Here is a 22538-nt window from a genome sequence, read left to right as displayed (position 1 = left end):
GACGTCCGAGGGCCCGTAAGGACCCGACATGACAGAAGCCTCGCTGGTGAGCCGGATCACCGACTTCGCGAGCCGAGCCGACCCCTACCCGCTCTACGAGGAGCTCCGCAGGACCCCGGTGCTGCACGAGGGCGGGGACGGCCCCTACGTCATCAGTTCGTACTACGACATCAAGGCCCTGTTCCACGACCCGAGGATCAGCTCCGACACCATCACCTTGGCCGCCGCCGGGCGCGACCCGCTCGACGAGCAGGAGGAGACCGGCGGGCTGCCCCTGTCCTTCCTCCGCACGGACCCGCCCCAGCACGACCGGCTCCGCCGCATCGCCAACAGCGGCTTCGGCCCACCGCACCGGCCCCGCCGGATCGACGGCCTGCGCGGCGTCATGGCGGAGACCGTCACCGGCCTCATCGACGGCTTCGGCGACGCCCGCCGGATCGACCTGGTCGACCGGTTCGCCCACCCCTTCCCGGTGACGGTGATCTGCCGCCTGCTCGGGGTCCCCCGCGAGGACGAGCCGGAGTTCCGCACCTGGGTCGACCCGCTGGTCGCGAGCCTCGACCCCGGGACCCGGCAGAGCGCGGACGACGCCTTCCTGAAGTCCCTGCACCAGTCGCGGACGGCCCTCGGCGCGTACCTGGCCGGCCTGGCGGAGCAGCGCACCGCGCAGCCGCAGGACGACCTGCTCTCCGACCTCGTGCGCAGGGACGGCCCGGACGGCTCCATGGCGATGATGGAGGTCCTCAGCACCGCGGTGCTGCTCCTGATCGCGGGCCACGAGACGACGGTCAACCTCATCACCAACGGCATGCTCACCCTGCTGCGCCACCCGGACGTCCTGGAGCGGCTGCGGCGCGAACCGGAGCTGTCCGTCAACCTGGTGGAGGAGCTGCTGCGGTACGAGCCGCCGGTGCAGATCGTGTCGCAGCGCACCTGCATCGCCGACGTCGAGGTGCGCGGCGTCACCATCCCCAAGGGATCGCGCATCTGGCTGATGGTCGCGGCCGGCAACCGGGACCCGGAGCGGTTCAAGGACCCGGAGCGGTTCGACCCCGACCGCGAGGACATCCAGCACCTCGGCTTCGGCAGCGGCATCCACAGCTGCTTCGGCGCCCCCATGGCCCGTCTGGAGACGCAGATCGCCCTGACCGAGCTGGCCCGCCGCATGGAGAACCCGCGCCTGGTGGAGGACCCGCCGCCGTACCGCCCCAACGCGGTGCTGCGCGGTCCGCGGCACCTGGAGGTCGCCTTCGACGGCCTGCGCTGAGAGCCCCGGCCCGCCGCCCGACGGGGCGCGCCTCCCGCATCGCCGGGAGCCGACCCGCGGCCGGTCTCCCGCGCCCGGCCGCGGGGCGCGCCCTCCGCGTCACCCGCCGCGGGGCAGGGGACCCGGGCCGCGGCGTCCCGCGATCGACGCCAGTGCGCGGGCGGGCCCCGTCAGGGGGCGGCCCGCCAGGTGCACGAGCCGCAGCGAGCGGCTCAGGTCGAGGTCCGTGACGGGGACGCGGACCAGGGCTCCCGAGGACGTCTCGTCGCCGACCGCCAGGGAGCTGAGGACGGCGGGGGCGACGCCCTCCCGGACGGCGGCCTTGATGGCCGTGGTGGAGGAGAGTTCGAGGAGCGGCGGCAGGGGGCAGGCCCCCGCCTGCCGGGCGAGGGCCTGCTCCAGGTGGCGGCGGGTGCCCGACCCCGGCTCCCTGGCGACCAGGGGGGTGGCGGCCAGCTCGTGCGCGGTGATCCCAGACCTGCGGCGCGCCCAGGGGTGGCCCGGCGCGACGACGACGGTCAGGACGTCCCGGGCGACGGTGCGCGCCTGCAGCCCCCCGGGCAGGTCGGGCCCCTCGACGAAGCCGAGCTGCGCGTCCCCGGCCAGGACGGCGGCGGCGACGTCGTCGGAGTTGCCCGCCGTCAGCAGCACCGACGTGTCCGGGGCGGCGGAGCGCAGGAGGGCCAGCCAGCGGGGGACCAGGTACTCGGCCACGGTGAGGCTCGCGGCGACCGGCAGCCGGTCCCCGCCGCTGCGCCGCAGGGAGACGAGGCCCGTGTCCAGTGCGGCGGCGGCCTCCACGGCCGCACGCGCCCAGTCGGCCACCAGGGCGCCCTCGGGGGTGAGCCGGGAGCCCCGGGAGGAGCGCTGCAGGAGCGCGATGCCCAGGCGGCGCTCCAGACCGCTCAGCCGGGCGCTGGCGGACGGCTGGCTGATCCCGTGGGCCCGGGCCGCCGCCCCCACGCTGCCCAGGCGCGCGACGGAGAGCAGCAGGTCGAAGGGCCCGAGGTCGCTGACACGGCCGGAAAGAGGCATAGGCCCATCCTATGGATGCATCGGGAACAGGCGTCTACCGCCCCGCGCAGGCCGCTCCGACGATGGAGGCATGACCCCCCGCACCGCCGACCCCCTCCCGGTCCTGCCGTACCCGCCCTCGCGCCACGCCGGACGGCCTCCCGGACGGCGGGCCCTCCTCCGCCACCTCGACCGCCCCGGCGACCTCTTCCGCCACCTGGGGCCGAACTGGTACGCGGCCGTCATGGGCACCGGGATCACCGCCGACGCGGCCGCCACCCTGCCGGTCCGCGTCCCGGGGCTCCGGACCGCCGCGACCGGGGTCTGGGCCCTCGCCGCCGTGCTCCTGGTGCTGCTCACCGCGGCCTGGGCGGTGCACTGGACCCGCCACCGGGAGAACGCCCGGGCCCACGCCCACCACCCGGTGGCGGCCCACTTCTGGGGCGCTCCCCCCATGGCGCTCATGACGGTGGGCACAGGGGCGCTGCTGCTCGGCGGGGACTGGATCGGCCGCACGGCCGCCCTCGCCGCGGACGCGGTGCTGTGGACGGGCGGCACCCTGTTCGGGCTGGCCGTCTGCGTCTGGATCCCGTACCGCACGATCACCGGCGGACCCGCGGCGCCGGACGCCGCCTTCGGGGGATGGCTGATGCCCGTCGTGCCCCCGATGGTCTCCGCGGCGAGCGGCGCCCTGCTCGTCCCCCACCTGCCCGCGGGCCAGGCCCGCCTGACCCTCCTGCTGGCCTGCTGTGCCATGTTCGGCGTCAGCCTGCTGGCGGGCCTGGCCGTCATCACCCTGCTGTGGGGCAGGCTGGTGCACCACGGTGCGGGACCGGACCCGATGGCGCCCACCCTGTGGATCGTCCTGGGACCGCTCGGGCAGTCGGTGACCGCGGCGAACCTCCTGGGCAGGGAGGCCGCCACCGCCCTCCCCGCCCCCTACGCCACGGGCGCGCAGGTCCTCGCCGTCCTCTACGGGCTCCCCGTCTGGGGCTTCGCGATGATGTGGCTGGCCCTGGCCGCGGCCCTGACCCTGCGCGCGGCGCGCCGCGGGCTGCCCTTCTCCCTGACCTGGTGGGGCTTCACCTTCCCGGTCGGGACCTGTGTGACCGGCACCTCGGCGCTGGCCCTGCGGACCGGGTCCACCGCCCTCGCCGGGGCCGCGGTGGCCCTGTACGCGCTCCTCGCCGCGGCGTGGGCGGTCGTCGCGTGCGGGACGCTCCGCCATGGCGCGAGCGGGCGGCTCTTCCTGCCCGCACCCCCACCCGCACCCGCTCCCGGGCCCGCCGGACCCGCGCACTGAGACGGACACGGGGGAGCGGGCGGACCCTTCCCCCCCACCGGATACCCGGCGCACGGGATCGGGCCCGCCGCCGCGGGTGCCCCTTTCAGCCGAGGCCGGCCAGGCCGGTCAACGGCCCGAGGCGCGCCACCTCGTGCGGCGGCCGGCCGGACGAGGGCCCGCCGGGCAGGGGAACGGCACGCAGGCTGCCCGAGAGGTCGGACACGTAGGCGATGCCCGCGTCGCTGTCGACGGCGAGGCCGATCGCTTCCCGGAACCCGTCCGCGAGGACCTGGGGGGCGTCGCCCCGCGCCCCCGCCGCCGGCACGGGCGCCCGGTTGAGCGTGTTGCCGGCCGGGGGTGCGCCGCGGTCCGTCCAGTACAGCCAGGCACCGTCCAGGTGCAGGTCGATGGGTTCGGGCAGCCCGCTCCAGAGCACTTCGACGTCGCTGCGGCTCTCGGGGCTCTCGCCGGCGGGCACGTCGAGGCCGGACCGGAGGATCCGGCCCTGACCGCCCTTCGGCGGGCCCTTCTGGGTCCAGTACAGGTGGCCCCGGGCAGGGTCGACGGCGACACCAACGCATTCGCCCAGGACGCCCGTCCCCGGCGGGGTCACCACCAGGTCGGTCAGGCCCTCGCCGTCGGACCGGACGCGGCTGATCCGGTGGCCCTCACGGTCGGCCCAGTACAGTGTGCCCGCCCCGTCCGAGGTGAGCTGCTTGCCCGTGGTGATCGCACCTGGCGGCAGGACGTCCCACCGCTCGCCGCCGGCGAGGTCCAGGGCGTGGATGCCGCCGTTGCGCCGGGAGAAGTCCTGGCCGGCCTCGCCGGGGACGTCGGGGTCGGAGACGGGGACGCCCATGGTGGTCCAGTAGACGGTGCCCCCGTCCACGACGATCCCGTCGGGGGCCGGGCCGGCCCTCTCGACCAGGGTGCGCGCCGCGCCGTCCGACAGGTCGACCCGGAGCACCTCACCGGGTTCCACCTGGAGCGCCAGCAGTTCCTTCCACACGGTGTGGTCCTCCTCGGTCGTGGAGTGCCCCGTTCGCCCGGTCCGTTCACCGCCCCGAGGGGCCGGCGGTCGGCGGCTGAGGCCAGCCCAGCGGTTCGAGGACGGCACGGGTACGACCGTCCCGCAGGTCGGCCAGCCGCTCGTAGGCGTCCTCGCCGGTGCCGTAGGCCGACTCGACGGCGTCCAGGACCTCCTCCGTCCGAGCCGGATCCGGCTCGCCGATCTCGAACGTCATCTGGGACCCGACGTGCGTCACCAGGTGGCGCATGCCCCCGGGACCGCCGCCCAGGGTTCCGCTCTGGAAGGGTCCGATCGTCGCCCACCGGAGTCCCAGCGAGGCGCGTACCAGGTGGTCGAGGTCCGCCACGTCGATCACCCCCTGCTGGACCAGGTAGGTGCACTGGTCGTCGAAGACCTTCTGCAGACGGTTCCCGACGAACCCCGGGATCTCCTTCTTCAGCCGGACCGGGAGTTTGCCCAGCGAACGGTAGACCTCGACCGCCCGCTCGACGGTACGCGGGGATGTGCCGGGCCCGGGCACCACCTCCACGAGCGGCATCAGCTCCGGCGGGTTGAACGGATGGCCGATCACGATCCGGTCCGCCGCCGGGCTCCCCTCCGCGATGGCGGACGGGAGCAGGGAGGAGGAGGACGAGGCCAGCACCACGTCGTCACGGGTGTGTGCGGAGAGGACCGCGAACATCTGCTTCTTCACCTCGATCCGCTCCGGTCCGGCCTCCTGCACGAAGTCCGCTCCGTCGACGGCGGCCGCCAGGTCGTCGCCCAGCACGACCGGCATGCCGCCCAGGTCCCGGTCCGCCACCGCCTTCAGGTCCGGCCTGGGGTCGCTGATCCTCACCTCCCATCCCGCCGCACCGAACAGGCGGGCCCAGGAGACTCCGATCACCCCTGCGCCGATGATTGCCACCACTGCCATGACACGCCACTCCTGCCGAAGTCGAGGACAGTACGGGTACCGCCGGCCCGTGGAAGGGTCAGCGCTCCGCGGAACGCCATGCGGGTTCGTCCGCGCCCATGGGGCTGAGGACCGTGGCGAACCGCCCCTGGACCAGGGACGAGAACTCCACCTGGTCCGTCATCCCCTGGTAGACGCCGAGCGGGGTCCGCGCGGTGAACAGGTCCGGGTCGACCAGGGTGTGCTCGGGCCCGGAGCCGGCCGTGGCCTCGGCGAACTCCCGGTCGAAGACCCCCAGGGACGTCAACCACAGGCAGGTCCTCGTCAGCGAGACCCTGACCCGGTAGGAGCCGCCTTCGGCTGCGCGCCGCCGGAGCGCGGCCAGGGTGCCGATCGTTCCCAGCCAGCCGACGACGTTGTCGACGATGGGGAGCATCGGCGGCTGGCGGGGGTGATCGAGGGTTCCCTCGATCGCGAAGATCCCCGACACGCAGGCACCGATCTCGTCGAATCCGGGCCTCAACCTCCATGGGCCCGACGGGCCGTGCATCAGCACCTCGGTCTGGACCAGCCCGGGATGGCGCTCGCCCAGTTCCTCCGCCGACAGACCCTGCCGGTCCAGATAGCCGGGGTGCCGGTTGGAGAAGAACACGTCCGCGTCCGCGAGGAGCCGGTCGAGGCGCAGCCGGTCCGGGCCGGACTCGTCCAGGTACGCAGAACGCACACCGACCTGCGTGTCCCAGTAGAAGGACTCGATCTCGACGTTGTCGGGGCGCCAGATGTTCAGGACGTCCGCGCCGAAGGAGGCGAGGTCACGCCCGATCCCGGCACCTGCGATGACATGTGCCATGCCCAGGGCGCGGATTCCGTCGAGCGGTTGCCGCGCCCCGGCGCTGAAGGGTTTCGGCGCACTCTCCGCGATCTTCTCGACGTCGATCAGCGGGAGGTCGGCGAGCACCTCGGTGTACTGGGGCTCGGTGAGGAACTCCTCCAGGGACCGCACCATGCCGAGGACGATTCCCGCTTCACCTGCGGCGTCCTCCAGTTCGCGCGCATTCCACCCGGCGATCGCCGCGTTCACCGCCTCGGAGCTGTCGGGGCAGCCCAGCAGGGCCAGCGCCCTGCTCCGCAGGCCGGGGTAGATGTTCAACGGGACGACGCTCCGCCCGTCCTTCGTCCTGCGGAAGAAGGGCATGTCGATGAACGGGTTGCGCTTGTTCCACTTCTGGGCCGGAGGACGCCCGTTGACGAGTTCCCACGTGTTGTCGGCGAAGCCGGCGAAGCGGCGGAACGCCTTCCGGACGTCGACGGTGACGTCCTGCGGATCCCCTCCCCGGTCCTGCCAGACCGCCGACGCCGCGACCCCCTTCCCGGCAAGCGCCAGCGCCGCTGCGCACCCGTACCGCAGCCGGGCCGGGACCAGGGGGTCGACACCGGAGGTGATCGCCACCGACCCTCCGCAGTCGTCCGGGGACAGTCCCACCCCGCCGAGCACGTCCCCGAGGTGTGCTCCGAAATCGAAGTCGTCCGAGGAGATCGGATTGCCCACGGAATGAAGGAGCCGTGCAGTGAGGTCCACCGTCCACCCTCTTCCTAGAAGAAATCCCGACTGCTGCTGACCGGGCGGTCCGCTGCCGGACAGGTGGCATTTCGGCGATTTCTGCTCAACAGGAGGCTGTCATACGCCGTGCCCCGGCGCATGTCGAGACCGGCAAGGGCCGAGGTCCTCCACCCTCGTGCCGAGGCGCCGTGCTCCGTGGCGAGGGCGGCCTTCGGCCTCGCCCCGCCTCAGCACGGGCCTTCCCGGAACTCCTCGGGAGCAGGGGGGCCGGGGTGGCGAAGCGGCGACGCCTCCGGCCGGCGGGCTGTCCACCGGGAGCGGTCGTATCTGCAGCCGAGTGGGCTGTGGAGTCATCGGGCGACGGATCCCGCCACCGGCCGGCGGTGAGGACCGTCGGGGCCGACAGGTCGTCCGGACCCGGGCAGGTGCCGCCCGACCACGGTGATCCGCCCGCCCGCGGCGTCGACGCCGCTCGGGCTCGGCTCCGTGCCCGGGGCCGGGGGCAGGTTCTGCGCCTCCGGGCCGCCCGGCACCGACCTCAGGACGGCCGCCCTGGTCCGGTCCACGCTCCCGCCCGCCGCGACGACGCCCGTCACCGTTCGTTGCCACCGATGACGAGACGGGGCCGAAGACCGTACGGAACCACGTGAGGGTGTTCCGCAGGACGGTCCTCTGCGACATCTTGCTCGGGCGTCCTCCCCGCCGACGCGGGGGTGCTCCATGGCACGGGCCTGCTCCGGACCGTCACTCGCGGCCGCATCGAGGGGGCGGCCCCGCGGGAGAGGCAGTCTGCCGCCTCCGCCGGGCGAGCCGGTGCCCTCGGCCGGGCGGCCGCGCGCCAGGGCGTCGGGAACCCGCCACCGCCACCGTCGCGGCGCGACCCCGCGGACGCCGGGGCCCGCGGTCCGCACGGTCCCCCGCCGCGGTGCGGACAGCGGAGGGGGCCGGGCCGCCTGCCCGGCCCCCTCCGGGTCAGCCGGCGGCCGGGCGGGCAGGGCGGCTCGGGGCGGCCAGTGCCTGGAGCGCGCGCCGGTCGAGCTTGCCGGAGCCGGTGAGCGGGAGCTCGTCGACCACCTGGTAGCGGTCCGGGACCATGTAGCGCGGCAGCACGTTCACCGCGTGCCCGCGGAGCAGCGCGGCGGGCTTGGCCGGGGCGCCGTGGGCCGGCACCACGCAGGCGACGAGGAACTGCGCGCCCGCAGGGGTGGTCACCACGGTCACCGCGGCGTCCTTGACGAGGTCGTGCGTGCGCAGCGCCGCCTCCACCTCGCCCAGCTCGATCCTGAAGCCGCGCAGCTTGACCTGCTGGTCGTTGCGGCCCAGGTACTCGAAGGACCCGTCCGGAAGCCGCCGGGCGAGATCGCCGGTGCGGTAGTAGCGGTGCTGCCCGCCGGGGCCGTCCAGGGTGACGAAGCGTTCGGCGGTGAGCCCGGGGCGTCCGAGGTAGCCCACCGCGACGCCTGGCCCGGCGATCAGGAGCTCGCCCGCCTCCCCGTCGGGGAGCGGCTCCAGCCCCTCCCCGCGGACCTCCAGGGTCAGGTGCGGCAGGCCCGCGCCGATCGGGGAGCGGACCGCGCCGTCGAAGTCGGCCCCGGTCAGGATCCGGTGGGTGGCGTAGACGGTGGTCTCGGTCGGGCCGTACATGTTGACGGCGGTGGGCGCGGTGCCCGGGTACGCCTTCAGGAACGTCGACACCACGTCGAGGTCCACGCTCTCGCCCGCGAAGACGAGGTAGCGCAGGGCGAGTCCGGGGCGGCCCGCCTCCTCGTGTGCCAGCGCCAGCGCCCGGAAGACCGACGGGACCTGCCCGAGGACGGTGACGCGCTCCTCCGCGAGCAGCTCGAGGAAGGCGGCCGGGCTCTGGGCGACGCGCAGCGGCACGGTGACGGCCGTGGCGCCGGAGGCCATGGAGGCCCAGAACTCCCACACCGAGACGTCGAAGCTGAACGAGTGGAACAGCGTGAAGCGGTCCTCGGTGCCGACCTCGAACAGCGGCAGCGCGTGGCGGAGCAGCTCCAGGACGTTCCGGTGGGTGACGACGCAGCCCTTGGGGCTGCCGGTCGAACCGGACGTGTAGATGACATAGGCGGGTTCGTCGCCGCGGAGCGGACGTGCCGGCGGCCGCGCGCCGGCCTCAGCGGCCTCGGCAGTCGCGGCGGCGTCCGTCGCGGCGTCCGCCCCGTCGGCGTACGGGGCGAGCACCCGCACCTCGGCGAGTCCGCGCTCCGCAGCCTGCTCCGGGCGGCCCACCAGGGTGCGGATCCCCGCGTCGGAGACCATGTACCGCAGGCGCTCGCCGGGGTAGGCGGGGTCGAGCGGCACGTACGCGGCTCCGGCCTTCATCACGCCGAGGATGCCGACCGGGATCTCCGCCGACCGCTCCAGCAGCAGCCCGACGAGGTCGCCCGGCCCCACCCCCGCTGCGGACAGGCGGGCCGCCAGCCGGTCCGAGGCGGCGTCCAGTTCGCGGTAGCTCATGGTGGCCCCGTCGTCGCGGACGGCCGGGGCGTCCCCGCGGACGGCGGCGACGCGGCGGAACAGGTCGGCCAGGGTCCCGGCTTCGAGCAGGTGGCGGCGGAGCAGGACGGGGACGGTGGGCTGCATGGTGGCTCTCACAGTCTGTCGGGGGGGCGGAGGCGTCGCGGCGGCGACCGGTCAGCAGGTGGACAGCAGGTCGGCGAAGGTCTTGGCGAGCGCCCGGGCGGTCTCCGGGGCGACCGCCCGGGTCCTGGAGTTGAGGACGAGGCGCAGGCCGCCGTCCGGCACCGGCCAGACCTCGGCCAGGATCTCCGCGGGGATCCCGAGGTAGGGCAGGCGGTGGTGGACACTGCGGCAGCCGGGCAGGTCGAGGTCGGCCGGCCTGTTGTCCTGGTACGCGAGCAGCGTCTGGAAGAAGGGCGCCCGGCCGGAGCGCGGCGGGTTGACCGCCCGGGCCAGCTCGTCGACGCCGACCTCCTGGTGGGCGAACGCCTGACGGGCCAGCCGCGCCGCCTCCGCGGCGGCGGCCGCCGGGTCGGCGCCGACCAGCTCCGGGGTCGTCCGCAGGCAGAGCGTGCCGATGTGGCAGCCGACGAGCCCCTCCAGCCGGGAGTCGATCCGCTGGGCGACCGGCACACCGACGCCGAAGTCGGCCCGGCCCGTGGTCTCGGCGAGCGCCCGCGCGTAGGAGGCGAGCACCACGGCGAACCGGGTCGCCCCTGCGGACGCGGCCAGGCGGTCGATCCGGGCGCCGACGCCGCCGTCGAGCTCGACCTCGGTGCGGAGCACGGGGGCTGCGCCGGCCGCTGCCCTCGGCACGGGCGGCAGGGCCAGGTCCGGCACGCCCCGCAGGAGGGCGGAGAGCCGCGCGAGCTGCGCGGGCCGGTCGGCGAGGCCGCGGTGCGCCTCGCGCAGGGCGTGCACCTCGCCCGGGGAGGGAAGCGGGTCCCACTCCGGTTCCCCGCCGGCCAGGCGCGCGGTGTAGGCGGTGGCGATGTCGGCGGCGAGCACCGCCTCGGACCAGCCGTCGAAGGCGATGTGGTGGACGACGTGCCCGAACACGTGGGTGCCGTCCGCCACCGGGCCGAGTACGGCGCGCCACACCTCGCCCTCGGCCAGGTCCAGCGGGGCGGCCAGTCCGGTCCGGACCGCGGCCAGGGCGTCCTCGGCCGTCGCGGCGGAGGGCAGCACGGTGACGCGCGGCGCCGCCCCCGCGCCGGGGACGCTGTGCGGGCCTCCCCGGCCGAGGCGGTAGGCGGCCGACAGCGCGGCGTGGCGGTGGTGCACGTCCTCCAGGGCGGAGTCCAGCGCCGCCCGGTCGAGCGGCCCCTCGACCAGCCAGGCCGCCAGGCAGTGCCCGGACCGGTCCTCGGGGTCGAGCAGGTGCGCGGTGAGGAACCCGGTCTGCGCCGGTGTCAGCGGCGTCGGGTCGGGCGTCCGGAGGGGCCCGTCCCCTCCCGCGGCTGCCGGTGCGGTTGCGGGCGCCCCCTCCGCGGTGTGCCGGAGCCAGGCCGCGAGGCCGCGGACGGTCGGCCTCTGCAGCAGGGCCGAGACGGGCACCGGCCGTTCGAGCCCGGCGGCCAGCCGGGCGCAGACGCGCCCCGCGTCCAGCGAGCCGCCGCCGAGTTCCGCGAAGCCGGCGTCCAGGGGGACCCCCGGCCGGCCGAGCACGGCCGCCCAGGTCCCGGCGACCAGCGCCTCGAGCGCATCCGGACCGGCGGCGCCGGCGGTGTCCGCGGTGCTCCCGGTGCTCCCGGTGTCCCCGGCCCCGTCCCCGGCGGTGCCGTCGCCGGGTGCGTCCGCCGGGCCGGGCAGGAGGGCCAGCAGCGCGGCCTCGTCGAGCTTTCCGTTCGCCGTCAGGGGGAACTCCGCGACCGGCACCAGGTGTGACGGCAGGTGGTAGTGGACCAGGCGGGACCTCAGCTCGGCCAGTCCCCCGTCGAGGCCGTCGCCGGGACGGACCGTCCGGCAGAAGGCCGCCAGCGACCGGCAGGTCCCGGACGCGTCGCGGACGGCGACGACGGCGCACCGGCCCACCCCCGGCAGCAGCTCCTCGATCTGCCGCTCGACCTCGGCGGGCTCGATGCGGTGGCCGCGGACCTTGACCTGGCGGTCGGCCCGGCCCCGGTAGTGCAGCAGGCCCTCCTCGTCCCAGAAGGCGAGGTCGCCGGTGCGGTAGAGGCGCGTCGGCACCCCGTCCACGGACACCTCCGTGAACTTCTCCGCCGTCAGCTCCGGCCGGCCCAGGTAGCGCAGGGCCAGGCCGTGCCCGCCGATGCAGAGCTCGCCGGTCTCACCCACCCCGCACGGCCGGTCGCCGTCGAGGACGTGCACCTGGGTGTCCGGGACCGGACGGCCGATGGGGATGCCGGTGGGGCGCTCGCAGTCGGCCGCGGTGATGCGGTGGGTGGTGGTGAAGACGGTGCTCTCCACCGGGCCGTAGCAGTTGAGCAGCAGGGTGTCCGGGTACGCGGCCAGGAAGGCGCGGACGTGGGGCACCGACACGCGCTCCCCGCCGATCATCACCTGGCGCAGGCCGCGCAGGCAGCCCGGGTCCTCGTCCACGAGCATGGCGAACAGGCTGCTGGTGAGCCACACCGTGTCGACGCCGTGCCGTTCGACGCCGGACCGCAGCACCTCGGCGGAGAGGTAGGGCTCCTCGACCACCAGTGAGGTGCCGCCGTTGAGCAGCACGGACCACAGCTCCAGCGAGTAGCCGTCCCACGGCACGGGCGCGGCCTGCGGCAGCACCGTGTCTGCGGCGAACCGGGCGAAGGAGCCCGGGCGGAAGAGCCGGACGGTGGCCCGGTGCGGCGTCAGCACGCCCTTGGGCCGCCCGGTGGTGCCCGAGGTGAAGAACACGCACGCGGGATCGTCGCCCGACACCGCGACCGGGGTGAAGCCCGCCGTCCCGGCCTCCGCCACGGCGGCCGGCCCCCCGGGGGGCGGGGACCAGACCGGCACCGAGAGGCCGGACGCGGCCTCGTCGCCCCCGCCGACCAGCACCTTCGCCTCGAGCTGCGCGACGACCTCCTCGACCCGGCTGCGCGGCCAGCCGCCGTCCACGAGCGCGTAGGCGGCGCCCAGTTTGAGTACGGCGAGGACCGCCGTGACCAGTTCCGGGCCGCGCGGCAGCCGGATCGGCACCAGGTCGCCCCGGCCGATCCCGAGCGCGGCCAGCTGCACGGCGTAGGCGTCGGAGGCCCGGTCGACCAGGCCGTAGCCGAGGGGCTCGCCGCGGTGGACGAGACAGGGCGCGGCCGGACGGGCGGCGGCGAGCGCACCGAAGATCCCGTGGAGGGTCTCGCCGTCGGGGTAGGGGGCGGATGTGGCGTTCCAGCTCGGATGGGGCTGCATTCCAGCTCCTGTCCTCGGGGCCGACCGGGCGGTTGGCCGTCGACCGGGGTGTTCGGGTGGTCGGTCGCTCAGTGCACGGGCTCGGGCCGGGCCTCGGGCTGCTCCCCGGACCGGTCCGCGGTGTCCGTGCAGGCCTCCGGCGCGGACACCGCGCGGGCCTGCTCGGCGGCGCGGGCCAGCGGGGGGCAGGCGAGCCCGGCCAGCAGCACGACCAGGGCCAGCACGGCCCAGCCCAGGCGCCCCTGGCCGACGGCGAGGGCCGTCACCAGGTAGGGGCCGGCGGTCTGCTGCAGGCCGCGGCCGAGCGCGAAGACGCCCTGGTACTCGCCCTGCCTCCCGGGCGGCGGCAGGTGCAGCGAGAGCCCCCAGGAGCCGGCCGCCTGGCTGAGCTCGCCGAGGACGAGGACCGCCGTGCCGAGGAGGAGGAGCAGGACGGCCACCGTGACCGGTACTCCCTGCGTCAGCCCGAAGAGCAGGCAGCAGGCGGCGAGCAGCAGCCCTGCCCGGCGCAGCATCCGGGCCGCCCCCGGCGCGGTCTCCGCGCCCCTGCTCGCCGCGACCTGGAAGGCGATCACCAGCACCGTGTCGAGCATCAGCAGGACGGAGGTGAGGGCGCTCGGCGCGGCGGTCCGCCCGATGATCCACAGGGGCAGCGCCACGGTCAGGATCGGCTGGTAGAGCTCGAGGACCCCGCAGAGCAGCGCGAGACCCACGAACCGGACGTCGCGCAGTCCGGACCGGGGCGCGCGTCCGTCGGCCGCCGGAGCGGCCGTGCGCTCGCGCCGCGGCAGCCCCGCGGTCAGCAGCGCGCAGGCGGCGTGGGCCGCCGCGGTCGCCAGCATGGCCGTGGAGAAGGCGAGGCGGGTGCCCACCGCGAGCGCGGCGCCGGCCAGCGCGGCGCCCAGCATGAAGCCGAGGTTGAAGAGGCTGCGCGCCTGTGCGCTGACACGGACCCGCTGCTCGGGGGTGAACACCTCGTGGGTGAGGGCCATCCGCAGCGGGTGCGAGGAGGTCTCGCAGACCGAGATCAGGGAGGCCAGCAGCACGAAGCCGGGGAACCCGCGGACGAGGCACCAGCCGGCGAAGAGGACGGCCAGGCCGCCGTAGCAGCCCAGCAGCGGGAGCCGGGGGCCGAACCGGTCCGCCAGGCGGCCGACGGGCACCGTCATCACCAGGCCGGCCAGGCCCGCCACGGAGAGGCCCAGGCCCACCTGGGCCGCGCTCAGCCCGACCTCGCGCCGGAAGAAGACGGCGCTCGAGCTGAGGAAGATGCCGAACCCGACGGACTGCACCACCGTCAGCACGCACAGCCGGCGGGCCGGGCCGGGGTCCGGTATCAGCCGGCTCGCCCAGGTCTTGACGGCCGCGACGGCCTTGTTGCTGGTCACAGTCTGTGCACCTCGTGGAGTGTCCGCGTGGGGTGTGGGTCGGGTCCGCGGGTCGGACCGGGGGAGCGGGACGCCGGGCCCGGCCCGCCCGCCGGGGGAGCGGGCCCGGCGTCCCGGCCGGGCGTCTCAGCCGGGGAACGCGGCCAGCTTCTTGGCCAGCACCTCGGCGAAGGCGGGGTCGCGCAGCAGCGGCAGCGTGCCGGCGGCCTCGAAGGTGTGCGTCTCCGTGGCACCGGCGACGCGGCCCCAGTCGGCCGACTCCAGCCCGGCGTTCTCCGCCAGCTGGAACACCGTCAGCTCACCGCCGTAGGGGCGCGGCTCGTAGTGCTCCTGGGCGAAGATCCCCGCCGCCCAGACGGCCTGCCGCCAGTGCAGGTCGGCGCCGTCCACGCCGCGGTCCAGCCAGGCGATGTCGGCCATCCCGTCCATCACCCGCTGCTGGTCGCCGACCAGGTCGGCGACCTCGAACCGGCTGCGCAGCGCGGCGAGCCGGAAGTCGTAGAGCTCGCGCAGGCCCCAGGCCGGGTCCATCTCCGTGCTGCCGGGCGGCATGCTGTTGACCACCGCGAGGACGGCCACGGTCTCGCCGTCCTGCTCCAGCTGCCGGGCGATCTCGAACGCGATGCGGCCGCCGGCGCAGGGGCCGACGAAGAGGTACGGGCCGTGCGGCTGGACCTCGCGGATCTCGCGCAGGTAGCGCGCGGCCATCTCGACGATGGACAGGGACGGGCGCTCGCGGCTCCACATGCCGACCATCTCGAGCCCGTAGGCGGGACGGCCGCCCCGGAAGGAGTCGACCAGGTCGCCCATGAAGCGGACGTTGCCGGTGCCCCAGTGGAAGCAGAAGACCGGCGTGCCGGTGCCCTCCGTCACGAACGGGACCAGGGTGCGTGCGGGCTCGGTCTCCAGCGGGCTCAGGCCGGTCTCCCAGACGGAGGTGAAGTCCGGGTCCGCGCCCTGCGGGGCGGGCCCGCCGTCCGCCGCGGCGACCAGCGCGTCGGCGATCGCCGCCGGGGTGCCGTTGACCTGGAGGATCGTCGCCGGCAGCTCGAGCCCGCGCTTGCGCGCCTCGGCGACCACGTTGACCACGAGCAGGGAGTAGCCGCCCAGGTCGAAGAAGTCGTCGTCCGGCTCGACGTCGCAGGCGAGCAGGTCGGACCAGATGTCGCAGAGGATCTCCACGATCTCGTTGCGGTTGGGCGCCATGGGGGCGTCCTCTCTGTGTGCGGGGTTCGGGTGGCTTGTCGTGGGGTGGCGGCCGGGCTCAGCCGAGGGCCGGCGCCATGCCGGGGCGGCGGCTGGTGAGTCCGGTGAGGATCCCGCCCAGCCGGAGGCCCTCGGGCGAGTCCGGCGGGGTGAAGGAGTCGACCAGCTTGGCCAGGACGCTCTGCGGGCGCATCAGGTCGATGCCCGCGCGGGACATCCGCTCCAGGTCGGAGCGGTCCAGGTGGGAGTAGTAGCCGGCCAGCTCGGCCTGCTGCGGCCGGCCGGTCCACCGGCCGAGCGCCGCCGCCTCGTCGACGGCGGCCAGCAGCAGGTCCACGGCGGGGTCGACCTGGGCCCACATGTTCTCCAGCACCGACAGGCCGTAGTCGAGCGGCCGGGTGCAGGTCGCCAGGATCTCGCCCGCGTCCCAGTCCTCGTCGACGCGGTGCAGGGTGAAGCCGGCCTCGGCCTCGCCGTGCAGCATCGAGCGGGCGAAGGTCAGCACGCCGCGGTACTGCGGCAGGATGCCGGGGTGCAGGTTGGCGAAGAGGGGCTCGGCGCCCGCCTCGGGGCTGAAGTGCGCTATCAGGGGCAGCCGGAACTTCTGGTAGCAGCGCACCGAGAAGCCCACGCCCACGCCGTCGGCCGCCAGCGAGGCGACGAACTCGGGACTGTTGACGTCCTCGACCGAGCGGACCACGACCGCGCCGCGGTGGAGCCTGGCAATCCCGGCCGGCGACAGGAACGTCCCGTGGAGCGGGGCCGGCAGGCTGTCCAGGTAGGGGTAGACGCATCCGTCGAGCAGGCCGCGCTCGTAGTGGAACAGCTCGCGCAGCTCCGGTTCGGCCCGCGGGGCGGGGCGCTGCCGGGTGTAGCAGAGGTAGGGGGTGTGGCCGGCCTCCAGGATGCGGGGGAAGGCCTGGTTGACGATCAGGTGGGAGGTGACGTCGTTGCCGACGAAGAACGCTACCCTCACAGGTATCTCCAGGTAGGTGCTGGCGGGCGGATGCTCCGTCTCAGCGGTCGCCGAGCCGTGCCGACACCGCCGCGACGGCGCTGTGCGCGTTGGCGAGGTTGGTCTCGAAGGAGTTGGTGTAGAAGTGCACGCCGCGGGTGAGCGGCCCGATGGACAGCGCGCGGTCGGAGCAGGAGCCGTCGCTCCGGAGCACCCGCATGGTCTCGAAGTCCACGTCGATGCCGCCCAGCGGATGCGGGCGGATGGCGCCGCGCATCAGCATGTTCTGGATCAGCGAGGAGTCGCTGCGGTCCAGTGAGAAACCGGTCCCGGTCGCGTTGACCAGCCAGTCCACCTCACGCGCGTAGGCCTCGCCGCGCTGCCCGCCGTCGAGGCGGAAGACCTCCCGCTCCTCGTCCCACGCGACGGAGCCGAGCCCGGTGAGCACCTCGAAGGCGCCGTCCTCGGCCATCGACAGCAGCCTCCGCGCGTTGTCCAGGGGCATGCAGTGCCGGAACATCGACCAGACCGACAGGTGGTCGCGGACGAAGGTCTCCCGGGCCGAGGGCGACATGGCCCGCCAGACCTGCGGGACCACCTCGGAGGTCGCGTCCAGGATGGAGTACCACAGGGTCTGTCCGTTCTCCGCCAGCCGGACGTCCCTGGCCAGCACGCCGGCGAAGGCGGCGTCGGGCTCGGCGAGCATCCGGGGCCAGTCGACCGCCACGCCGAGGCCCTCCTCCAGCTCACGCCGGAACAGCTCGGCCACCTCGTCCAGTTCCAGGGGCCGGGTGAAGTCCTCCGTCAGCCGCCGCAGTCCGGCGACGGTCACGTGGCGCAGGGTGTGGCCGCGCCGGGGGCCCTGGACCTTGGGCAGCGAACGGCGCCGGGAGAAGCAGGAGATCGCCCCCCGGTGGCCGCTGCTGCGCAGCAGCAGCAGTGCGTCGACCGCCGTCAGGCTGGTGCCGATGATGCCGACCGACGCGTCGGGGTCGACCGCCTCCAGGCCGGTGCCCTGCCACATGGAGTGCACGTAGGACGGGACCTTGGTGAACTCCAGGTACTCGGTGGACGGCAGGTCCCCCAGGCACAGGAACGCGTAGTCGACGAGGAAGTGGTCCACGCCCGCGATCAGGTGCAGTCCGTCCCCGTCCTCGCGGCAGTCGCTGACCACGGCCTGGTGCGTGCGGACCCGGACGCCCGAGCGCCGGGCCTCGCCCAGCGCCTCGGCGAAGTACTCCTGGAGGTAGGAGGCGAAGAGCCGGCGCGGCACGTACTCGCCTCTCAGCGCCTCCTCGGGCACGTCGTCGCGGTCCGCCAGCCAGCGGACGAAGTGGTCCGGGTCGTCGGCGTGGACGCTCATCGTCCCGGCCCGCATGTTCAGCAGGTGGCAGTCGTGCGGCGTGCTGTAGGCGACCCCGGCGCCGAGGCGCTTCCCGGTCTCGAAGAGGTGGACCTCCGCGCCGTCGGCGTGGCCGCCGTCCACGAGGGAGCGCACGAGCGCGACGAACACCCCGACTCCGGTCGCACCCATGCCCACCACCGCCACGGTGGGCGGGCGGCGGCGGGCGGCTGCTGCCGGGGGTGTGGCGGCGTCACTGGCGGCTGGCATGGTGCCGTGGCCCTTCCTCTTCGTCCTCGGTGACCGTGGGCCGACGCCATGCCGGCACCACGCCTGGTCCGTGGGGCGCGGTGGCGGAACCGCTCCCCGGGTACGGTCAGCGGCCCTGCGGGCCGCGGTCGATCAGCTGGTCCCGCTCCGGTCCGACGGAGACGTACCGGACCGGGACGCCCACGAGCTCCTCGATCCGCAGGACGTAGTCCGCCGCCGCCCGCGGGAGGCCGGCGAAGTCGCGGACCCCGGTGAGGTCCTCGCTCCAGCCGGGCAGCTCCTCGTAGACGGGCCGCGCCCGCTCCAGCCGGTGGGTCAGCGGGAAGTCGGCGGTCCGCTCGCCCTCGATCTCGTAGGCGGTGCAGATCCGCAGCCCGCCCGCCCCGCTCAGCGAGTCCAGCTTGGTCAGCGCGATCTCCGTCGCCCCCTGGATCCGGGCGCCGTAGCGGGAGGCGACCGCGTCGAACGGGCCGATCCGGCGCGGACGCCCGGTGTTGACGCCGAACTCGCCCGAGCTCTGCCGCAGCCCGTCGGCCCACGCGCCGAACTCCTCGGTGACGAAGGGGCCCTCGCCGACGCAGGTGGAGAACGCCTTCATCACCCCGGTGACCCGGGTGAGCGAACCGCCGGGCAGCCCGCCGCCGACCGGCGCGTAGCCGGCCAGGGAGCTGGAGGAGGAGGTGAACGGGTAGATCCCCAGCAGGATGTCGCGGAGCGCCCCGAGCTGCGCCTCGAAGATGATGTGCCGTCCGGCCCGGTCCGCCTCGTGCAGGGTCGTCCCGACGTCGCGGATGTGCGGACGCAGCCGCAGTGCGAAGCGGTGGCCCCACTCGACCATGGCGTCCAGGGAGATCGGCGGCTTGCCGGGGTACAGGGCGCTGTTCGCCAGGTTCTTCCACGCCACGACGGGTTCCAGGCGGCGGCGCAGGTGGCCGCGGTCCAGCAGCTCGCCGAGCTGCAGCGCCTTCTTGAGGTAGCGGTCCCCGTAGACGGGCGCGATGCCGCGCCGGGTGCTGCCGAACGGCTGGTCCGCCAGCCGGTCCTCCTCCCAGGCGTCCTGGTCGCGGTGGAAGGGGAAGCAGACCGTGGCGCGCTCGGAGACGAGCAGGCCCGAGACGTCCACCCCGCGTTCCCGCAGCTCCTCCAGCTCCGCGTCGAGCGACTCCAGGTCGAGGACGGTGCCCGGGCCCACCACGTTGACGGTGCCGGGGTTGAAGATGCCCGACGGGACCAGCCGCAGCTTGAAGGTGCCCAGGGGGTTGACGACGGTGTGACCGGCGTTGTTGCCGCCCTGGTAGCGGACGACCAGGTCGGCCTCGCGGGCCAGGTAGTCGATCATCCGGCCCTTCCCCTCGTCGCCCCAGTTGATTCCGACGACCGCGTGCAGTGCCATGGGTGTGCGTGTCCTAGCGTCCTGCCGGGGCCCCGGACGGGCGTTCCGGCGTGTGGGTCTCAGATGCGGGCGACGCCGTCGCGGCGTGCGGCGGCGGCCACGGCTGCGGTGACGGCGGGGGCGACCCGCTCGTCGAAGCAGTCCGGCAGGATCCGGTCGGCGGTGACCTCGCCGGCCACCACGTCGGCGAGGGCGCGGGCGGCGGCCAGCTTCATGCCCTCGGTGATGCGGGAGGCGCGCACCCGGAGCGCGCCCGCGAAGATGCCGGGGAAGGCCAGCACGTTGTTGACCTGGTTGGGGAAGTCGGACCGGCCGGTGCCGACGACGGAGGCGTACCGGCGGGCCGCGTCCGGCAGGATCTCCGGGTCCGGGTTGGACAGCGCGAGGACGACGGCGCCGGGGGCCATGCCGGCGAAGTACTCCTCGGGGACCCGGCTGCCGGAGAGGCCGACGAACACGTCCGCGCCGCGCATCGCCTCCTCCAGGCCGCCCGTGGTCCCGGAGCGGTTGGTGACGGCGGCGAGCTCCCGCTTCTCCGGGTTCAGGTCCGTGCGGCCCCGGTGCAGTGCCCCCCGGCTGTCGCAGACCACCAGGTCGCCGATGCCGGCGCCGAGCAGGATGCGGGCGACGGCGAGACCCGAGGCGCCCGCCCCGGCGACCACCGCGCGCAGCCCGCCCAGCTCGCGTCCGCCGAGGCGGGCCGCGTTCCACAGGGCCGCCAGCACGACCACGGCGGTGCCGTGCTGGTCGTCGTGGAAGACCGGGATGTCCAGGGCCTCCTGGAGGCGGCGCTCGATCTCGAAGCAGCGCGGTGCCGAGATGTCCTCCAGGTTCACCCCGCCGAAGGAGGGCGCGAGGCGGACGACGGTGTCGACGATCTCGTCGACGTCCTTGGTGGCCAGGGCGATCGGCACCGCGTCGACGCCGCCGAACCGCTTGAACAGGATCGCCTTGCCCTCCATCACGGGCAGGGACGCCTCGGGGCCGATGTCCCCGAGGCCCAGCACGGCGGTGCCGTCCGTCACGACGGCGACGGTGGAGGCGCGCCAGGTGTAGTCGAGGGACGCCCCGGGCCGCTCGGCGATGGCCCGGCACACGTCGGCGACGCCGGGCGTGTAGGCCAGTGCGAGGTCCCTGCCGTCGCGGAGCGGCACGGTCGCGCCGACCGCCAGTTTGCCGCCCCGGTGGTACACGAGCGCCGGGTCCGCCTCCGGGTCCCCCTCCGGGGGCCGGGATGCGTGCTCCGTCTGGGTCGTCATGGTCGTCCCTCCTGGTCAGCGCTGTCGTGCCGGAGAGAACCTAGGGATCTTTGCCAAGACCTGTCAACCTTTGCCAAACCTTCCGATCTGGTCTACCGTCCAGATCGCCCCGGGCCGGCCGGCTCGGGCCGCATCGCACAGGGGAGACGAAACAGCCCATGAAGTTCCTCGCCACCGTCCTGTCGGCCACCGCCCTCGCCGCAGCAGCCGTCCTGTCGATCGCGGCATCGGCGCCGGCGCCGGAGCGGGGCGCCGACGCCGCCCACGCCTGGACGGCCGTCGCCGCCGACGCGCCGGCCGCCACGGCCGGCGTTGCCCTGATCGACTGGCCCTGAGGGGCGATCGGGACATCTGTTTGCCCCCACCTCATCCGGGTTTGCCTCGGGCAGGCAAAGGTTGTCATTCTTGACCCTTCAACCCGGACGGACGTCCCCGCCGGGAGCGGGCACAACGACGCAAGGTGGTGCGACTGGTGCTGGAGCAGCCCGAATTCGGTCGGCGCCTGCGGCAGCTGCGGCAGCAGCAAGGAAGATCCCAGGCGGACCTCACCGGCACCGGCATGTCCGCCGCCTACCTCTCCCGCCTGGAGTCGGGGGCCCGGCCGCCGACGGAGCGGGCGGTGGCCTACCTCGCCGCCCGGCTCGACCTGCCGGTCGAGGCCTTCGAGCTTCCCGCCGACTGCGACCTGGCCGACGCCCTGGCCGCCACGATGGGCCGGTCCGTCCCGGAGGGCGACCCGGAGGTCAGGGACATGCTCTCGCACGCCCTGGCGAACGCCGAGGACGCCGACCCGACCACCCGCTGGCAGGCGCTCGCCCAGCTCGCGCGGCTGCACGGCGCCCTCGGCGACCGCGGTCCCGAACGCGACACCCTGCTGGAGCTGACCGCGCTCAGCGACGAGCTGGCGCGGCCGGCCCTCCAGGTCCACGCCCGTCTGCAGCTCGCCCGCTGTGCACGCGGGCTGGGCGACCCGCGTGCCGCCCGGCGCGCCGTCCGCGAGGCCCTCGACCTCGGCGCGCGCCACCACGTGCACGTGCCTGCGGCCGAACTGACCCGCGCCCGGATGCTGCTGGTCTCGACCGAGGCGGAGCTCGGCGACCTGGCCGAGGCCGCCAGGCTGGCCGCCGAGGTCCACGCGGCCGTGGAGTGCGAGCGGGGCCCGCTGGCCGCCGAGGCCCGCTGGACGCTGGCGACGGTCCGCGCACGGCAGGGCGACCACGCGGGCGCGGCCGAGCTGATCCGGCATGCGATCGAGGGCCTGGACAGCCACGCGGACCTGACCCTCTGGATGCGACTGCGGCTGGCCGCCGCCTCGCTCGCCCTCCAGGCCATGCCGCCCGAAGCGGAACGCGCGCGGTCCTTCCTCGACACCCTCGACGCCGTACTGCCGCTGGTGGCGTCACCTCAGCACCTCGCCGAGTTCCTGCTGCTGAAGGGGCAGACGGCCTTCCTCCGCGGCGAACTGGAGCAGGCCCGGGCGGCCTGCCGTCAGGCCGCGGAGGGGCGTCAGCTCCTCTTCTACCGCGACCGGGTGCGCCTCGACGTGCTCGAAGCCCGCATCGCCGTCGCCTCGGGCGAACCGGAGGCCCTGGCCCGCCTGCGGCACCTCGCCGCGGAGGCGCAGGCGGCCGGCAACCCCGATCTCGCGGCCGAGGTCTGGCGCGCGGTGGCCGACACGCTCGCCCCGCCCCTCACCCCGGCCCCGTCCTCGGCCTGACGGCGCGCCGCGCCCTGGTCCGCACCGCTCCGTCCCGCCGGTGCGGGTGCGGACGACAGGGCGGCGCCGCCCGCGGCGATGCGGAGCAGGTGGCGGCGCGGGAGCGGGCGGGCGGTGCGGG

The 22538-nt window shown here is 74.9% G+C and carries 16 protein-coding genes; 4 read left to right on the top strand and 12 right to left on the bottom strand.

Annotated features, from left to right (window positions below; all coding sequences use genetic code 11):
• Positions 1–28: 28 nt before the first annotated feature.
• Positions 29–1267, top strand: a complete 1239-nt coding sequence (locus LO771_RS24920) for a cytochrome P450 (protein ID WP_230746705.1) — start codon at positions 29–31, stop codon at positions 1265–1267.
• A 99-nt stretch (positions 1268–1366) separates the two neighbouring features.
• Here the strand turns inward: LO771_RS24920 and LO771_RS24915 are convergent, their stop codons facing one another.
• A complete protein-coding gene (locus LO771_RS24915; protein WP_230746704.1) occupies positions 1367–2302 on the bottom strand; it encodes a LysR family transcriptional regulator in 936 nt (311 codons plus the stop codon).
• A gap of 70 nt (positions 2303–2372) precedes the next feature.
• On the opposite strand from LO771_RS24915, the gene LO771_RS24910 reads away from it, so the two are divergent.
• Positions 2373–3584 carry a TDT family transporter gene (locus tag LO771_RS24910; RefSeq protein WP_230746703.1) on the top strand — a complete coding sequence of 404 codons (1212 nt, stop codon included), beginning with the start codon at positions 2373–2375 and terminating at the stop codon, positions 3582–3584.
• An 85-nt stretch (positions 3585–3669) separates the two neighbouring features.
• On the opposite strand, the gene LO771_RS24905 is transcribed toward LO771_RS24910, so the two are convergent.
• From LO771_RS24905 to LO771_RS24855, 11 genes are all read right to left on the bottom strand, one after another.
• On the bottom strand, positions 3670–4575 hold the full coding sequence (locus tag LO771_RS24905; protein WP_230746701.1) for a hypothetical protein: 906 nt from the start codon (positions 4573–4575) through the stop codon (positions 3670–3672).
• Positions 4576–4621: 46 nt separating this feature from the next.
• On the bottom strand, positions 4622–5512 hold the full coding sequence (locus tag LO771_RS24900; RefSeq protein WP_230746700.1) for a 3-hydroxyacyl-CoA dehydrogenase NAD-binding domain-containing protein: 891 nt from the start codon (positions 5510–5512) through the stop codon (positions 4622–4624).
• A gap of 58 nt (positions 5513–5570) precedes the next feature.
• Entirely contained in the window at positions 5571–7040 is a 1470-nt protein-coding gene (locus tag LO771_RS31475) for a CoA transferase (RefSeq protein WP_230746699.1), read from the bottom strand.
• Positions 7041–8024: 984 nt separating this feature from the next.
• The gene (locus tag LO771_RS24890) at positions 8025–9656 is read right to left on the bottom strand and encodes an amino acid adenylation domain-containing protein (RefSeq protein ID WP_230746698.1); all 1632 of its coding nucleotides are present in this window, start codon (positions 9654–9656) and stop codon (positions 8025–8027) included.
• Positions 9657–9707: 51 nt separating this feature from the next.
• Positions 9708–12887, bottom strand: coding sequence for a non-ribosomal peptide synthetase (locus tag LO771_RS24885; protein WP_230746696.1), 3180 nt, complete (start codon positions 12885–12887; stop codon positions 9708–9710).
• A gap of 68 nt (positions 12888–12955) precedes the next feature.
• The gene (locus LO771_RS24880; protein WP_230746695.1) at positions 12956–14275 is read right to left on the bottom strand and encodes an MFS transporter; all 1320 of its coding nucleotides are present in this window, start codon (positions 14273–14275) and stop codon (positions 12956–12958) included.
• Positions 14276–14401: 126 nt separating this feature from the next.
• Positions 14402–15481, bottom strand: coding sequence for a thioesterase domain-containing protein (locus LO771_RS24875; protein WP_230746694.1), 1080 nt, complete (start codon positions 15479–15481; stop codon positions 14402–14404).
• Between the two features lie 58 nt (positions 15482–15539).
• The gene (locus LO771_RS31470; RefSeq protein ID WP_230746693.1) at positions 15540–16457 is read right to left on the bottom strand and encodes a formyltransferase family protein; all 918 of its coding nucleotides are present in this window, start codon (positions 16455–16457) and stop codon (positions 15540–15542) included.
• A 40-nt stretch (positions 16458–16497) separates the two neighbouring features.
• Positions 16498–18048: an FAD/NAD(P)-binding protein gene (locus tag LO771_RS24865; RefSeq protein ID WP_230746692.1), complete on the bottom strand. Its 1551-nt coding sequence runs from the start codon at positions 18046–18048 to the stop codon at positions 16498–16500.
• 106 nt (positions 18049–18154) lie between these two features.
• Positions 18155–19441, bottom strand: coding sequence for an adenylosuccinate synthase (locus tag LO771_RS24860; protein WP_230746691.1), 1287 nt, complete (start codon positions 19439–19441; stop codon positions 18155–18157).
• Between the two features lie 59 nt (positions 19442–19500).
• A complete protein-coding gene (locus tag LO771_RS24855) occupies positions 19501–20700 on the bottom strand; it encodes an NADP-dependent malic enzyme (RefSeq protein WP_230746690.1) in 1200 nt (399 codons plus the stop codon).
• 158 nt (positions 20701–20858) lie between these two features.
• On the opposite strand from LO771_RS24855, the gene LO771_RS24850 reads away from it, so the two are divergent.
• The gene (locus LO771_RS24850; RefSeq protein ID WP_230746689.1) at positions 20859–21035 is read left to right on the top strand and encodes a hypothetical protein; all 177 of its coding nucleotides are present in this window, start codon (positions 20859–20861) and stop codon (positions 21033–21035) included.
• Between the two features lie 125 nt (positions 21036–21160).
• A complete protein-coding gene (locus tag LO771_RS24845; protein WP_230746688.1) occupies positions 21161–22417 on the top strand; it encodes a helix-turn-helix transcriptional regulator in 1257 nt (418 codons plus the stop codon).
• Positions 22418–22538: the final 121 nt, after the last annotated feature.

Source organism: Streptacidiphilus sp. ASG 303, from assembly GCF_020991365.1.
In the GTDB taxonomy this organism is placed as follows: domain Bacteria; phylum Actinomycetota; class Actinomycetes; order Streptomycetales; family Streptomycetaceae; genus Peterkaempfera.
Note: the sequence above shows the minus strand (reverse complement) of the source record. Positions and strands in the feature narration are given on the sequence as shown.